We start from the raw sequence: 15314 nt of genomic DNA, 5'->3' as shown, positions 1-15314 counted from the left end.
CCGCTCTTGCCGTTGCGCTGGTTGGTCGCGTTCTCGGGCCGCACGGCGCCGGCCGGATAGCCCAGATGGTGTCCAAGTTCGGCGCCCAGCGCCCGCTCGATCAGCGCCTTCTTGAACGCCGCTGAGGCGGCATGCACCGCTTCGGCCGTCATCGGCCCCTTCACGAACTGGTCGATCAGTTCCTTCGGAATGGACGGCAACGCCGTCAGGGCCTCGGGGGACGTCTTGGGTTTGCGTGGCATACATGCTCCTTGAGCTACATGTTATGCCTTACACACAAAATTTATGACAGGCCCCCAGGCGCACGTAATTCCGCAGCTGAAAAGACAAAGGGCCTTTCCATTCGGAAAGGCCCTTCATTTGGTGGCGCGGCTGGCAGGATTCGAACCCACGACCCCTTGGTTCGTAGCCAAGTACTCTATCCAACTGAGCTACAGCCGCACGCTAAAACGATACTACTTACAACACTATACTGCTTGAAACCCTTCCCAACTCAAACAGACGGGAAACGCTTCGAATAAGTGGCGCGGCTGGCAGGATTCGAACCCACGACCCCTTGGTTCGTAGCCAAGTACTCTATCCAACTGAGCTACAGCCGCACGCAGAAAAGAGATTATAGCAGGCCTTCGAAAAAAGGGAAGGCCCTTATCGTGATTTGTCTTGCGGCGAGGTTCGTGTACGCTGATAGTCGTGAATGAATCAGTACCCGTACCGCAGTGATCCCATCATGAACAAGGCCTTTGTCAAAGAATCGACCGACAACGACGACGACGATCTCGAAGCCGGTCAGCCGGAAATTCCCGCCGGCGCCAAGAACTACATCACACCCGCTGGCTACGAGCGCATGCGCAGCGAATTGCTGCACCTGATAGACGAAGAGCGGCCGGAAGTGGTCAAGCTCGTCTCGTGGGCCGCATCGAACGGCGACCGTTCCGAAAACGGCGATTACATCTACGGCAAGCGACGGCTGCGCGAAATCGACCGGCGTATCCGCTTCCTCACGAAGCGGCTGGATCTGGCCGAAGTCGTGGACAGCAGCCGGCAGGAGAGCGTCGACCAGGTGTTCTTCGGCGCAACGGTCGAGTACGGCACCGAGGACGGCGAGGCGCATACGATCACGATCGTCGGCATCGACGAGGTCGATCTCGACCGCGGCCACGTGAGCTGGGTTTCACCCATCGCGCGGGCGCTGCTGAAGGCGAAGATCGGCGATCAGGTCACGCTGTACACGCCGGCGGGGCCGGAGCCGATCGACGTCCTGGAAGTGCGTTATCCGCCGCGCGCCTGAGTGCATCCGTTGTCGCAGAAATAAAAAAAGGCACCCGAGGGTGCCTTTTTCAGCTGCAGTGCTGGCCGAGGCGGCCAGCAGCGTGCTGCTTAGAAGCGGTGACGCATACCAACCGTCACAGCAACCTGGTCTTGACGGGTCGAAGCCGAACCCAGACCGTTCAGGTACGCGCCGATACCGTCCTGGTTCGACGACACGTGCTGCCAGTCGCCTTGCAGGTAGACGTCGGTGCGCTTCGACAGTGCGTAGTCCGACTGCAGTGCGACCGTGTTGTAGTTCGGGTTCACGCCGCCGCCGAAGTTCGCACGGGTGTACGTGTACGCGCCAGCCAGGCTCAGGGCCGGGGTCAGAGCGTAACGGATGTTGCCTTCGAAGTTCTGGAAGCGTGCGCTGTTGCCGCCCAGGGAGATGCCCTTAGACGTACCCGACTGCGCCGGCGAAATGTTGATCGCGTTGCCCAGTTGCGTCTGCGTGTAGACGAAGCCTGCCGTTGCCGGGCCGAACGTGTAGTTCACGCCGCCGCCGAACGTGCTTTGGCGGCCTGCGCCGAACGTGTAGTCGCCTGCCTGTGCGCCCGAGAACGACGACGAGTTGAACTGCTGGTTGTTGATGTCGTTGTTTGCGTGCAGGTAAGCAGCAGCAACGTTCAGGCCGGCGTAGTTATACGTCGCGCCGAAGCTGTACGCGCGGTTGTTCGCGAATTCGGTGCTGTTCGAGAACGAGTACGTGCCGCCGAACTTGAAGCCAGCGTAGTTGACGCTCGAATACTTGATCGTGTTGTTGAAACGGACCGAGTTGTTCAGATTGTCGTTGTCATACGGGTGGGCTGCGATCGTGCCACCGTATTGCGTGCCGGTGTTCGACAGCGGTGCGAGGTAGTCGACCACGGAGTCGTACTGGCGACCGAGGGTGACCGCGCCGTACTGGTCGCTTGCCAGACCGACGAACGCTTGACGGCCGAACATGCGGCTCGACTGACCCAGCGTACCGTTCTGGATGTTGAAGCCGTTTTCCAACGTGAAGATAGCCTTCAGACCGCCACCGAGGTCTTCAGCGCCACGCAGGCCCCAACGGCTGCCGTTGACGGTGCCGCTCGATGCCTTCCAGAGGCTGTGGCCGCCGGAGTTGTTTGCGTAGGTGATGCCTGCGTCGATCAGGCCGTACAGCGTAACGCTGCTTTGCGCGTGTGCAGCCGTTGCAAAAACGCCCGTCAGGGCGGCGACCATGAGAGTCTTTTTCATCTTTGTAAACTCCGAGAACAGAGGTGGGTTTCGTTGAACCCTGTTTGGGAAACCGACCATGCGAAGCGCAGCGAGAGGCAAAGTTCGCGTGGTACGAATTAATCGGTCCGAGACGGTTTCCAGACAGGCAGAGTGTAGAGAGGGTGCTCGAAGAGGGGGTATTCCGAATTCCGCAATAAAGTATTGCGCTATCGGAAATGATTATCTCGCTCGTCTTAAGCCCTGCTGGTAAAGGCTTTGAGCGGATTTCTCGGGAGGGGGAGGAAACTGTCAACCGATCGAGCGTTGTGCGATCGCTACAACAATCGGTTGCGAAAAACGGCCTAAAACGATTTCAACTGATTATTGCGCGCAGCGTAACAGATGATTGTGCGCCGTATACTTAATCGCGAGACCTGGGTCCGGCTATACTTCAATCGCTGCTTTTCGAAGCAGACTTTTTCGTTGACGAAAAAGATCTCCAAACCTTTGTCGGCGCGGCCTTTTCAGCCGCGCTTTTTTTTGCCTGTCTTCAGCCACGCGCGCTACGCGTACCTTACTGGGTGCCCGCTTGCGGCGGTTCTGGCTGAAGGCTCCAGTCTTCCATTACGTAGTGCCTTGCGTCCATAGGGGAACACAGCAGGTTGTGCCAGTGGTCCCCGTGCCATGCGCCATAGGTTTCGACTTCTTCAGCCGTTGGCGCAATCCCGTCCGTTTGTACGAGCCAGTGAATCCATCGCCGCAGAGTTGTCAGCATGATGACCTCCGATGCCGCTAACAATATGGATCATGAATTGAATGTATTACTCGAACAACCGGGAGAAACACTTACGTTTGACACGAATTGTTACACTTCGGGAAAACTTCCCGGTAGAAATGGCGCGAGCGAGATAATCGGGTAAAAACGACGTAGTTTTATATATTCATTCGGATGGCATACGGTTTTCTTGCGGCTTTTTGATGCGTACCGCTTTTATTGCTGAATCGGGAAAGCTGTTATAAAAAATTCGCTTGACTGGCGATTGACGTTCCCCGTATAACGGCAAAGCTGATTTTCGTTCTGCTGCAATTTCAAAATCTGGAATGTGCCGAAGCGGGACGGCGGGAATTGGCTGGATACGGCGTGAGGGTTATTGCCCGCGTCATTAAAATCTCGAGGGAAACTGAAACATGGAAACCGGTATCGTCAAATGGTTCAATGATGCGAAGGGCTTTGGCTTCATCACGTCTGACGCCGGCGGCGACGATCTGTTCGCGCACTTCTCGGAAATCCGTGCCGACGGCTTCAAGTCGTTGAAGGAGAACCAGCGTGTGTCGTTCGACGTCAAGGTCGGTCCGAAGGGCAAGCAGGCCGCGAACATCCAGCCGCTGTAAGTACAGCGTGCGAGCGCTCGCTGCGCGAGCGCTCATGCATCACTAGGCCCCGGGCAAACCCCGGGGCTTTTTTATTTTTGGCATATTGATATCCAGGTAATTTGAGTAGTCTTTTTTATTCATGGAATTAATCGGGAAAACCCTGGGAATTCGCGATTCTCCCGATTCGGGTTTTCACTAAAAGCCAAAAGTCGCACTTAGACCACCAGAACCGTCGGCGCGCGGCGTCCAAACGGTGCATACTTGGGCCGTTTTCCATTTCCCCTCTCGTTTTCCCCATGTTTGAATCCTCCTTGAGCGCCGCACAGCCCGCCGGCGACCTTCCCATCGTCTTCGTGGACCTCGAGACGACCGGCGGTTCGGTAGGCGAGCACCGGATTACCGAAGTTGGCGTCGTGGAGGTGGCACAAGGGCAGGTGACACGCTGGAGCACCCTCGTCGATCCTGGTCAGCCAATCCCGCCCTTTATCCAGCAGTTGACCGGCATTACGGACCAGATGGTGCGCGGCGCGCCGCGCTTCGCCGACATTGCCGCGCAACTCCATGAGCGGCTCGCCGGCAAGCTCTTCGTCGCGCACAACGCGGCCTTCGATCGCGGCTTTCTGCGCGCAGAGTTCGAGCGTGCCGGTTATTCCTTCAATCCCGATGTGCTGTGCACCGTGCGACTGTCGCGGGCGCTTTTTCCGGGTGAGAAGCGCCACGGGCTCGACGCGCTGGTCGAACGCCACGCGCTCGTGCCGTCGGATCGCCACCGCGCGCTCGCCGACGCCGATCTCCTCTGGCAGTTCTGGCAACGCCTGCCGGCGCTGGTGCCGGGAGAAGCGCTGGCGTCGCAGATCGAGCGCACGACGCGCCGTCATGTACTGGCCGGCGACATCACCGACGAACTAATCGATACGGCGCCGGCAGGTCACGGCGTTTATGCGTTCTATGGCGAGAACGACGTTCCGCTCTACGTGGGGCGCAGCGTGCGGGTGCGCCAGCGCGTGCGCGCGCATCTTTCAGGTGAGCGGCGCTCGTCGCGCGAACAACGGATGGCGCAACAGGTCCGTCGCGTCGAGTGGCGTGCGACAGGCGGCGAACTTGGTGCGCTCCTCGTCGAAGCGCAATGGATCGCAATGCTCAAGCCTTCGTTCAACCGTGTGCCGCGTGTGTCGAAGCGCGACCCCGCCGATCTCGGGGCGGCGCCCTGGCCATTCGGCGGCGCAGTCGTCGTACTCGAGCAGGACTCGACGAACGGCGCTGACGTTTATCACCTGATCGATCGCTGGTGCTATATGGGCGCCTTTCCCAGCACGGCCGAGGCCGGGGCGCTGGTGGACCACAGCGCCGAGCGGGTATTCGAGCTTGCGACCTGGCGCATCCTGCAGACGCACTTCGAACGCGGCCTGCGCGTGCAGGTGCTGCAGGCTTCCGAGGCTGACGGCCTCACGAGCGCGGCATAACAGCGTTTAGGCGGTTCCGCCTACGCCGCCCGATTCGCACACATGCTCCAGCGCCTGGTTCATCGCATTCGTGCGCGCGGAGTCGTATCGCGTGAGCTCCTTCCAGTTCGCCACTGTTCTTGCGACACGCGCCGGGCAATCCGGCGCGCCGCGCAGGGGTTGCACGCGAGCGAGCGCACCGATCAATTGTCCGGTGAGTCTGTCGAGTTGTGGCCGCGTCGCCGTGGCGAGATCCGGTGCTGGGTCGCTGGGTGCCTGGGAGGCACGCCATGTGTCGAACAGCGACTGCTGCACTTGCGTGCTGGCATCGATCTGATCGCGGAAAAACGCGCGCGCAAACGCGGGATCGACGCCGGCTACCGTGGCGCGCTTTTGCACATCGGCGAGCAGGGCGTCTTCACGAGGCGTATCGGTGATCGGCTTGTGATGCTGCCATTTCCAGTGCGCGACCGGCTCGGCTAGCGCCAGCCGCTGTGAAACGAGCGCGACGAGGTTGGTCAGGGCGGTGTCGTCACCGTCGGCGTGGACGGATGCGATCGGCAGGGCGAAGAGCAGCGCAGCAGCGCAACGCGCGCTCACACGGGTCAGCAATGTCATCGAGGGGAAGAGAGACGCCGGCAATAAAAACCGAAGCATAGCCGGTTATGGTGCGCATGGTGCGCTTGCGTCTAACGCCGCTGAGGTCGAACGAGATGGTCACATCAAGGCGCGCCCGCGATCGAGCGCGCCGGGTGCTAGCTGCTACGGCGCAAAACTGCGCGCGCAGCACGACACGCGCGTCCCCGAACTACGCGTGTCTTTTGGCACACGAACGTCTGCAGCGTGCGTGAGCGCACGAGCGCGAACGTGTGCGTTTCCCCGTCACTTCTGTTCGTGTGCCTTGCGTTGCTCGTCGAGAAATGCGCGCACGTGAGCGGGCAATTCGTCGCCGAGAAACTCAACGGCCACCGGTTCCGGATCCGGGCTGAAGACTTGGTCCGGGGTCGGAATCCTTGGCGGTTTGGCGTCCATGATCTTTCTCCTATGTAAGCCGATTATCCGGCTCGGTACTTCTACTGCGCTAGTCCCGCTTACGGTAACAGTGCTTTTCTCGCACGCGTGTTGCTTTCTTCGCACAGCGATACAACTGATTAACGGCGCGGGAATATAATTGTTGAGATGTCCTTCGCACTGCCGCATGCTGCGTGAATCGCGCACGTTCCACGTTTCTCCCAACTCTCCCGCGCAGCATCTGCTGCACTCGCACAACGCCTCGAACGCGCTTCCCGCGGCTCTGAGCACCGCGCGGGTCCTGCCGTCTTGCCGCGTTCGTATTGCGCGGCGCCGCAAGTGCGGGCCGGTCCCTCCGGCTTCGGCGTGCATACACCATCTGTCTACAACGGTCGATTATGCTGAGCCGTTGACGTCGAAACGTTAATAAGAATTAAAACTATGTAAGCGACCGTTTCTATCCGACTGGGCGATTAATACTTTGTTGCGCGTCATTTGGCCGCGATTAATGACCGAACGTGCGTAAATGGCCGCGCATTCGGGCGCGGCCTATTGATGCACTCCGATAATTCGTTACGTTTGCGCCTCCGGCGGCGCCGGCACGCGCTGCACGTGAGCATGGTTCGCGGGCGTCGCGCGCACGTCCACCTGGCCGTGAATACGTGACTGGTGGACGTCCGCGAACATGTAGTACGGGAACGGGTGTGCGGGCTCGGAGGCCGCATCGAGACGCGCGACCAGTTCGGGTGCGAGCGTGAAGTCGAGCGCGCCCAGCGACTCTTCGAGTTGCTCTGACCTGGTCGCGCCCACGATGATGCTCGCCACGCCGCGCTTCTGATAGAGCCAGTTCAACGCAACCTGCGCCATGGGCCGGTTGGCCTCGTGCGCGACCCGCTCGAGCTCGGCGACGATCGCGAAGTTGCGCGCCGAGAGCTTGTCGAAGCCGGGCGGCGGCTTGGCGCCCATCGTCTGCAGGCGGCCGGCACCGCTCACGCCTTCGCTTGCCTGCGACGGCCGATATTTCCCGGACAGCACGCCCATGCCGAGCGGACTCCACGGCACGAGCCCCATGCCGAGTTGCGTCGCGAGATCGGCGAATTCGTGTTCCGCGTTGCGCTCGATCAGAGAGTATTCGAGCTGCATGGCCGCGACCGGCTCGAAGCCGCGCCAGTCGGCCAGCGTCTGCGCGCGGCCTGCGTACCAGGCGGGCACGTCGGAGAGACCCACGTAGCGGATCTTGCCCGCGCGCACTGCGTCGTCCATTGCGCGCATCACTTCGTCGACGGGCGTCATGCGGTCCCACGTGTGCAGGTAATAGAGATCGATGTAGTCGGTGCCGAGGCGCTTGAGCGAGCCGTCGAGTGCACGCAGCAGGTTCTTGCGATGGTTTCCGCCGGCGTTCGGATTGCCCGCTTCGGCGTTGTAGGAATACTTGGTAGCGATGACGAGCCGCTCACGCAGACCTCGAGCCGCCGCGAAGCGGCCCACCCAGGTCTCGCTCGTCCCTTCTGTATAGAGATCGGCGGTATCGATGAAATTGCCGCCTGCGTCGACATAGAGGTCGAAGAGACGCTGTGCGGCGGCTTCGTCGGCGCCCCAGCCCCATTCGGTGCCGAACGTCATCGTGCCGAGGGCGATGGGGCTGACGCGCAGGCCCGAGCGGCCGAGCAGGGTATAGCTGTCGAGTTTCATGGCGGTTTCCTCAAAGAGTAAGTGGCGAACGCGAACTCATCTTGCGCTATTCCTTTTTGTGGAAAAATCGGGTTCACCTGAAAGCACTGTGAAGTCAGGCTTCACAATGGAGACGACATGGGCCCGGTTTCCGCTCCAGCGTTAGCGCCGCCCGCCGCGTCGGGACTGGCGGGACGCCTGCCCGCGCTGCTGGCGGTGGCTGCTGTCGCACGCCATGGCAGCTTCACGCGTGCGGCCTCCGCCTCGGGCTTCTCGACTTCGGCGCTTTCGCAAACCGTGCGTGCGCTCGAAGCGCAGCTCGGCGTGAGGCTCTTCAATCGCACGACGCGCCGGGTCGCGCTGACCGAGGCGGGCGCGCAGTTTCTCGCGCGCGTTCAGCCCGCACTCTCACAGATCGAGGCGGCATTCGATGCGCTCGACGCCTCGCGCGACGCGCCGGCCGGCACGTTGCGGATCAACCTGCCGCGCGTGGCGAGCGAGTTGCTCGTCATGCCGCACCTCGCGGAATTCATGACGCGCTATCCGCAGATCAAGCTCGAACTCGCGCTCGACGATGGTTTTGCCGATCTGGTCGGCGACGGCTTCGATGCAGGCATTCGCCTCGGCGAATCGGTTGCGCCCGGCATGGTGGCGGTGCCGATCGGCGGGCCGATTCGCATCGTCGTGGTGGGGTCGCCGGAATACTTCGAGCGCCACGCGTGGCCCGTCACCCCCGACGACCTGGCCGCGCATGATTGCCTGCACTATCGCTTCGCGACGGGCGGCGTCTACCGCTGGGAGTTCGCGCAGCCGGGTGATCCTGGGCGCGTGTTCGACGTGGTCACCGAGGGCCGCTTCGTGACGAACGATCTGCGTACGATGGTGCGCGCGGCGGAGCAGGGCGTGGGTCTTCTGCACGTGATCGAAGATTACGTGCGTGCGCCGCTGGAGGAGGGCCGGCTCGTGCCTGTGCTCGAGCCGTGGGGCGCGTCGTTTCCGGGGTTCTATTTGTACACGGCCGGGCGCGCGCAGTTGCCGCCCAAGCTGCGTGCGTTCATCGACTTTTTGCGCGAGAAGCGTGAGGGCGCCTAAGCTCAGGTAGCGCGAGCAGGGGCGATGGGGTGAGGTGACCAAAGCGGTTAGGCGTAGCGCACCGAGTGCCGCACGACGACGCCACAAAGCAAAAAGCCCAGTCCGAAGACTGGGCTTTTTGCTTGAATCCTGGTGCCGGAAAGAGGAATCGAACCCCCGACCTTCGCATTACGAATGCGCTGCTCTACCGTCTGAGCTATTCCGGCGTGCATCAGAGAAGAAAGATTATAGGAAGTTGCTGCGAACTATGCAAGCCCTTTCCTCATCTTTTTCATTCTTTGGCTTCGTGGTGGTAGCGCGTGACGCGCTCGACCTCGTTCTTCGAGCCGAGGAACACGGCAACGCGCTCATGCAGGCTCTTCGGCTGGATGTCGAGAATGCGCTCTTCGCCGTTGGTCGCCATGCCGCCCGCCTGTTCGACGATGAACGACATAGGGTTCGCTTCATACATCAGGCGCAGCTTGCCCGGCTTCGACGGATCGCGCTTGTCGGCCGGGTACATGAAGATGCCGCCGCGGTTCAGAATGCGGTGCACGTCCGCGACCATCGAGGCAATCCAGCGCATGTTGAAGTTCTCGCCGCGCGCGCCGTCCTTGCCGGCGTTCAGTTCGCCGATGTACTTCTGCACCGGCTCATACCAGTGGCGTGCGTTCGACGCATTGATCGCGTATTCGCGCGTCTCTTCCGGAATGCGCATGTCGCTTTGCGTGAGCACCCACGAGCCCAGTTCGCGGTCGAGCGTGAAGCAGTTCACGCCATGGCCCGTCGTGAGCACGAGCACCGTTTGCGGGCCGTACACGGCGTAGCCTGCGGCGACCTGCTTCGTGCCGGGCTGCAGGAACGATTCCTCGGTCGCCTGCTGGCCGTCCGGGCAGCGCAGCACCGAGAAGATCGTACCGATCGACACGTTCACGTCGATGTTCGACGAGCCGTCGAGCGGATCGAACACGAGCAGGTACTCGCCCTTCGGATAGTTGGCCGGAATCGGGAAAAACGTTTCCATTTCCTCCGAAGCCATCGCGGCGAGGTTGCCGCCCCATTCATTGGCGTCGAGCAGGATTTCGTTCGAGAGGATGTCGAGGTTCTTCTGCACTTCGCCCTGGACGTTCTCGCTGCCGGCCGTGCCGAGGGCGTCACCGAGCGCGCCCTTGCTGACGTTGAAACTGATCGCCTTGCACGCGCGCGCGACGACTTCAATCAGAAGACGCAGGTCGGCGGGCAGGTTGCTGTGCTGGCGCTGCTGCTCGATCAGGTACTTGGTGAGGGTGGTGCGACGTTGCAAAGCCATTGCAGTACTCCGGATACGCTTAGGGATGTCGCAATTCTACCCGCTCGACTGTGACCGCCCGCCGCACAGCCGCGCAAAATAAAGCGCGGGGCGCGGCCGGGCTTGCTGGAGCGGCTTTTCGCGCGGCGACGGGTCGCTTCGCGCCGCCAAAAATAATCGTGAAAAAATGCGCAAAAAAACCGGCGCGAAGGCCGGTTCGTGGGACGCCGCGCGGCGCTGCTCAGCCGCCGCGCGTTGTCTGCCGATTGGCTATGTTTTGTCTGATCAAGCCAGTGCCTTTTCGACGATCTCGCGCACGTCGCGCGATTTGGCTTCAGCAGCGACGCGCTCCAGCGCCGCGCGCATCGCATCACGCAGCGTGGGCGTGAAGCGGCGCCACAGTTCGAGATTGCGGGCGAGGCGCGCCGCGACCTGCGGATTGAGCGCGTCGAGCGCGATCACCTGGTCGGCCCAGAACGCGTAGCCCGAGCCGTCGGCGGCGTGGAACTGCGCGGGATTCGCGGCGCAGAAGCTGAAGATCAGCGAGCGTGCGCGGTTCGGATTCTTGATGTTGAACGCCGGGTGGCCCATGAGCGCGCGCACCGTCTCGATGGTCGGGCGTTGCGCCGTGCCACGTTGCGTCGCTTGCAGCGCGAACCACTTGTCGATCACGAGCGGTTCCTTGTCGAAGCGCACGTAGAAGTCTTCGAGCGCGCGGCGCGCGACGTCGCCGCCCGTGGCCGCTTGCACGTTCAACAGCGCGGAAAGCGCCGCCGAGCGGTCGGTCATGTTGTTCGCGGCGTCGTATTGCGCGGTGGCGAGCCGTACCGCTTGCGAGGAATCGTCGAGTTCCGAGAGATACGAGAGCGCGAGGTTCTTCAGCCCACGGTGTCCCGCCGCCTCGGGCGTCGGTTCATACGCGCCCGGCGTGACATTGCGCTCATAGGCCGCGAGCCATTCTCCTTGCAGCGCCGTTGCCAGTTGCTTGCGCACGAACTGGCGCGCGGCATGCACGGCGGCCGGATCGGATTCGGTCATCTGCTCGGCGAGGTACGTCTCCGAAGGCAGCATGAGCGCAAGCTCGCGGAACGACGGCGAGAGCGATTCGTCGGTCAGCACGCGGCGGAAGGCATCGATGAGCGCGTCGTTGATTTCGAGCGGCTGGCCCGCGGCGGCGCGCCCGGCAAGCGCGAGCAGTTCGCGCGTCGCGAGGCGCTGGCCCGCTTCCCAGCGGTTGAACGCATCGCTGTCGTGCGCGAGCAGGAAGGCGAGTTCGTCGTTGCCGTAGTCGTAGTCGACGATGACCGGCGCCGAGAAGTTGCGCAGCAGCGAGGGCAGGGGCTTGGCCATCACATCGGCGAACGTGAACGTCTGCTGCGTGTCGGTCAGCTCCAGCACGCGCGTCGTGCCGTGCGCGGCGGCTTCGCCTTCGAGGCGCAGCGGCAGGTCCGCACCGTCCGGGCCGATCAGGCCGATCGCAAACGGAATGTGCAGCGGGCCCTTTTGCGTTTCGCGCGCGGCGGGCGAGCCGTTGGCGTAGCCCTGCGTGAGCGTCACGCTGTAGCAGCGCGTGCCTTCGTCATAGCTCGTGCTCACGCTCACGCGCGGCGTGCCCGCCTGGCTGTACCAGCGCTCGAACTGCGCGAGGTCGCGGCCATTGGCGTCGGCCATGGCGTGGCGGAAATCGTCGCAGGTCACGGCCTGGCCGTCGTGGCGCTGGAAGTACAGGTCCATGCCTTTGCGGAAGCCGTCGCGTCCGAGCAGCGTTTGATACATCCGCACGACTTCCGCGCCTTTTTCGTAGACGGTCATCGTGTAGAAGTTGTTGATCTCGACGTAGCTCTCGGGGCGCACCGGATGCGCCATCGGGCCTGCGTCTTCGGCGAACTGCATCTGGCGCAGCACGCGCACGTCTTCGATGCGTTTCGTCGCGCGCGCCGCTTCGTTCTCGTCGCCGCCCGACATCGCCGCCGAGAACTCCTGGTCGCGGAACACCGTGAGGCCTTCCTTCAGGCTCAGCTGGAACCAGTCGCGGCAGGTCACGCGGTTGCCGGTCCAGTTGTGGAAGTACTCGTGACCGACCACGGCCTCGATGTTGGCGAAGTCGACATCGGTGGCCGTTTCCGGATTCGCGAGCACGTACTTCGTATTGAAGATGTTGAGCCCCTTGTTCTCCATCGCGCCCATGTTGAAGTCGCTCACGGCGACGATCATGAAGCGGTCGAGATCGAGTTCGAGGCCAAAGCGCTGCTCGTCCCAGTGGATCGAGTGGATGAGCGAGTCCATGGCGTGGCGCGTCTTGTCGAGGTCGTGCGGCTCGACCCAGACCTGCAGCAGCTTTTCCTTGCCCGAACCGCTCTGGATGCGTTCTTCGAGCGCCACGAGTTTGCCCGCCACGAGCGCGAACAGATAGCTCGGCTTGCGGAACGGGTCTTCCCATTTCGCATAGTGGCGGCCGTCGGGCAGCTCGCCTTCGGCGATCAGGTTGCCGTTCGAGAGCAGCACCGGGTAGGCGGTCTTGTCTGCGCGCAGCGTCACCGTGTAGGTCGCCATCACGTCGGGCCGGTCGAGGAACCAGGTGATGCGGCGAAAGCCTTCGGCCTCGCACTGCGTGAAGAAGTTGCCGCTCGACACGTACAGGCCCGAGAGCGTGGTGTTGGCGGCGGGCGCACACGCGCCGGTGAGCGTGAGCTCAAAGGCTTCGGGCACGTTCTCGATCGTGAGCCCGTGTTCGTGCGCCTGCACATTCGCGTAAGGCTTGCCGTCGATCGCCGCGCCGATGAATTCGAGCTGCTCGCCCATGAGTTCGAGATGCGCGGTGGGTTGCGCGTCGGGATTACGACGTACGCGCAACGTGCTCTTGACGATCGTGCGCTCGGGCACGAGGTCGAATTCGAGGTCGACGGTTTCGATCAGAAACGCGGGCGGCGCGTAGTCTTCGCGGCGGATCACGGTGGGCGTGGCGGTATCGGACATGGTCTGGATGGGGGCGTGTCGGATCGGGGTGGATCGCTCGGTGTTGATCGAATGGGCCGGCCGCGGCGGCGTGTGCGCTCGCGGGCGCTGCCTGCCGTCGCGGGAGCGCGGCGGATCGCCCCATTGTACAAAGGCTCGGGCCGCTTTGTCCGTCGGGGCACGGCCTTCGAACTTTCGCGCCGGGCCGCGAGTCAGTATGATCAGGCCCTGCCGCGCGGCAGGCTGAGCGCAAAACAAGACACGACCGGCGTGGAATGCGCACGGAACGGACACGGAATAAGCGCGGCGCAACGATCGTATCGGAGAGAGCGGCCCCCACGACTGCACTTTTCCAACTGACGCAACACTGCTACGAGAAGACCATGATGCACGACAGATGGACCCGCCGCGCCCTCCTGATGCTGGCGGCGCTCGCTCTCACGCTCTCCGGCTGCACGACGTACGTCACGAGCCAGGTGACCGCCTTCTCCGCATGGGACGGCGGCAGCGACGCCACGCGCACCTTCGCGTTCAAACGCAGCCCTGAGCAGAACCAGAGCATCGAGCAGAGCACCTACGAGCAGTTCGTGGCCAACGGGCTCGCCATGCACGCGTTCCGCCTCGTGCCCGAGCCGCAAGCACGCTATCTGGTGGGACTCGCCTACGGCAGCCGCACCGACACGGTGACGGTCGCGCAGCCCGTCTTCTACAACCCCTGGCCGGGCCCGTACTGGGGACCGTGGAACCCGTGGGGCGCGTGGGGACCGTATCAGCCTGCCTACGTGAACCAGAGCTATCCGGTGTATTCGCATGCGCTCGGCATTCGCATCACGGAAAAGGCGAGCGGCAAGGAGGTCTATAACGTGCAGGCGCGCACCTCGGGCGACGATCCCTCGCTCGTGCGCGTGATGCCATTTCTCGTGCAGAGCGCGCTCGGGAATTTCCCGCTGGCCAACGGCACCGTCACGGAGGTCAAGATCCCGGTCGGCAAGAACGGCGGTGCGCCGAATGAAACAGCTGCGGCCCCGGCGGCTGCGGGGCAGGGGGGGGCGGCCGCGACGGGGAACGCGCCGGCGAAATAGGCACGTATCGTCGCGCTTGCCGACTAAACGACGCGCCGGGACTTATGTCCGGCGCGTTTTTTTATGTCGTTTGCGGCAGCACGTCAGAACCCCACGCCCAGAATCGCGAGCACGCCGAGTACGACGAACAGCACCGCCGCAACGGCATGCACGAGTTTCGTCGGCAGCTTGTGGGCGAAGCGGTCGCCGAGCAGGATCGCGGGCACATTGGCGATCATCATGCCGAGCGTCGTGCCCGCCACGACGCCAAAGAAGTCCTGAAAGCGCGCGGCGAGCGCCACGGTCGCGATCTGCGTTTTGTCGCCCATTTCCGCGAGAAAGAAAGTCACCACCGTGGCGCCGAACACGCCGAGCTGCGAGCGGTTCACGTTCGCCTCGCCTTCTTCGAGCTCGTCCGGTACGAGGATCCAGAGTCCCATGGCGACGAACGAGGCGGCGAGCGCCCAGCGCATGACGCCTGGCGTGACGAACGCGCCGAGCCACGTGCCGAGCGCGCCCGCGCCCGAGTGATTGACGAGCGTGGCGACGAGCACGCCGAGGATGATCGGCAGCGGTTTGCGGTAGCGCGCCGCGAGCACGAGAGAGAGCAGCTGCGTCTTGTCGCCGATTTCGGCGAGCGCGACCGCGCCGGCCGAAACCAGAAAGGCCTGGTTCACGTTGTGATGGATCCTCGGGCCGTGATGCGTGCGAGCGACGACCCACGAACCGCCGGGCCCTGTGGCGGCGGTCATGGGTCATCGGTCTCGCCGGGCCCGGGACAAAGGCTGCGTCCGCCATGGCCGTAGAGGCCAGGTCTGTTGACGGACGCCCCCGCGAATTCGCGCGCGGCAAGCCCGGGATCCGAAGACCGGTGCTGCGGCGCGATGCGAGGCGGCTACTCCCCAATGAAGCGCGGATCACAGTATGGCGCTTTTTTCCGCAACCCGCGCT

At 62.9% G+C, this 15314-nt stretch carries 13 protein-coding genes, 3 tRNA genes, 1 pseudogene and 1 riboswitch; of the genes and pseudogenes, 5 read left to right on the top strand and 12 right to left on the bottom strand.

Annotation, left to right across the window (positions count from 1 at the left end; translation table 11 throughout):
• From E1N52_RS38385 to E1N52_RS38375, 3 genes and pseudogenes are all read right to left on the bottom strand, one after another.
• Positions 1–242 (bottom strand): annotated as a pseudogene (locus tag E1N52_RS38385) (IS256 family transposase); the annotation flags it as partial.
• Between the two features lie 122 nt (positions 243–364).
• Positions 365–441 (bottom strand) — tRNA-Arg (locus E1N52_RS38380).
• Between the two features lie 81 nt (positions 442–522).
• Positions 523–599, bottom strand: a tRNA-Arg gene (locus tag E1N52_RS38375).
• Positions 600–727: 128 nt separating this feature from the next.
• Between E1N52_RS38375 and greB the strand changes: the two genes are divergently transcribed.
• Positions 728–1288, top strand: a complete 561-nt coding sequence (gene greB / locus E1N52_RS38370; protein ID WP_133189768.1) for a transcription elongation factor GreB — start codon at positions 728–730, stop codon at positions 1286–1288.
• An 89-nt stretch (positions 1289–1377) separates the two neighbouring features.
• Here the strand turns inward: greB and E1N52_RS38365 are convergent, their stop codons facing one another.
• Both E1N52_RS38365 and E1N52_RS38360 read right to left on the bottom strand, forming a co-directional pair.
• Positions 1378–2529, bottom strand: a complete 1152-nt coding sequence (locus E1N52_RS38365; RefSeq protein WP_133189766.1) for a porin — start codon at positions 2527–2529, stop codon at positions 1378–1380.
• 535 nt (positions 2530–3064) lie between these two features.
• A complete protein-coding gene (locus tag E1N52_RS38360) occupies positions 3065–3265 on the bottom strand; it encodes a hypothetical protein (RefSeq protein WP_133189764.1) in 201 nt (66 codons plus the stop codon).
• 413 nt (positions 3266–3678) lie between these two features.
• Between E1N52_RS38360 and E1N52_RS38355 the strand changes: the two genes are divergently transcribed.
• A complete protein-coding gene (locus E1N52_RS38355) occupies positions 3679–3882 on the top strand; it encodes a cold-shock protein (RefSeq protein WP_028205165.1) in 204 nt (67 codons plus the stop codon).
• 278 nt (positions 3883–4160) lie between these two features.
• Positions 4161–5327: an exonuclease domain-containing protein gene (locus E1N52_RS38350; RefSeq protein ID WP_133189762.1), complete on the top strand. Its 1167-nt coding sequence runs from the start codon at positions 4161–4163 to the stop codon at positions 5325–5327.
• Between the two features lie 6 nt (positions 5328–5333).
• On the opposite strand, the gene E1N52_RS38345 is transcribed toward E1N52_RS38350, so the two are convergent.
• From E1N52_RS38345 to E1N52_RS38340, 3 genes are all read right to left on the bottom strand, one after another.
• A complete protein-coding gene (locus E1N52_RS38345) occupies positions 5334–5924 on the bottom strand; it encodes a chorismate mutase (RefSeq protein WP_133189760.1) in 591 nt (196 codons plus the stop codon).
• A 264-nt stretch (positions 5925–6188) separates the two neighbouring features.
• Positions 6189–6338, bottom strand: coding sequence for a hypothetical protein (locus E1N52_RS44390; RefSeq protein ID WP_027795377.1), 150 nt, complete (start codon positions 6336–6338; stop codon positions 6189–6191).
• Positions 6339–6890: 552 nt separating this feature from the next.
• Entirely contained in the window at positions 6891–8009 is a 1119-nt protein-coding gene (locus tag E1N52_RS38340; RefSeq protein WP_133189758.1) for an aldo/keto reductase, read from the bottom strand.
• A gap of 117 nt (positions 8010–8126) precedes the next feature.
• Here E1N52_RS38340 and E1N52_RS38335 point away from each other — a divergent pair, with 117 nt between their 5' ends.
• Positions 8127–9080, top strand: a complete 954-nt coding sequence (locus tag E1N52_RS38335) for a LysR family transcriptional regulator (RefSeq protein WP_133189756.1) — start codon at positions 8127–8129, stop codon at positions 9078–9080.
• Positions 9081–9210: 130 nt separating this feature from the next.
• Here E1N52_RS38335 and E1N52_RS38330 read toward each other — a convergent pair.
• The 3 genes from E1N52_RS38330 to pepN all read right to left on the bottom strand — a co-directional run bounded on the left by E1N52_RS38330 (position 9211) and on the right by pepN (position 13323).
• A tRNA-Thr gene (locus E1N52_RS38330) sits at positions 9211–9286 on the bottom strand.
• 65 nt (positions 9287–9351) lie between these two features.
• A complete protein-coding gene (locus E1N52_RS38325; RefSeq protein WP_133189754.1) occupies positions 9352–10368 on the bottom strand; it encodes a class 1 fructose-bisphosphatase in 1017 nt (338 codons plus the stop codon).
• 264 nt (positions 10369–10632) lie between these two features.
• The gene (gene pepN / locus E1N52_RS38320; protein ID WP_133189752.1) at positions 10633–13323 is read right to left on the bottom strand and encodes an aminopeptidase N; all 2691 of its coding nucleotides are present in this window, start codon (positions 13321–13323) and stop codon (positions 10633–10635) included.
• Between the two features lie 362 nt (positions 13324–13685).
• On the opposite strand from pepN, the gene E1N52_RS38315 reads away from it, so the two are divergent.
• The gene (locus E1N52_RS38315; protein ID WP_133189750.1) at positions 13686–14384 is read left to right on the top strand and encodes a DUF4136 domain-containing protein; all 699 of its coding nucleotides are present in this window, start codon (positions 13686–13688) and stop codon (positions 14382–14384) included.
• Between the two features lie 83 nt (positions 14385–14467).
• On the opposite strand, the gene E1N52_RS38310 is transcribed toward E1N52_RS38315, so the two are convergent.
• Positions 14468–15040 (bottom strand): TMEM165/GDT1 family protein, encoded by a 573-nt coding sequence (locus E1N52_RS38310; protein WP_133189772.1) that lies wholly within the window; start codon positions 15038–15040, stop codon positions 14468–14470.
• 100 nt (positions 15041–15140) lie between these two features.
• A riboswitch (yybP-ykoY riboswitch) is annotated at positions 15141–15279 on the bottom strand.
• Positions 15280–15314 lie beyond the last annotated feature (35 nt).

It is taken from the genome of Paraburkholderia guartelaensis (assembly GCF_004353905.1).
In the GTDB taxonomy this organism is placed as follows: Bacteria; Pseudomonadota; Gammaproteobacteria; order Burkholderiales; family Burkholderiaceae; genus Paraburkholderia; species Paraburkholderia guartelaensis.
This window is presented reverse-complemented; position numbering and strand designations above follow the sequence as displayed.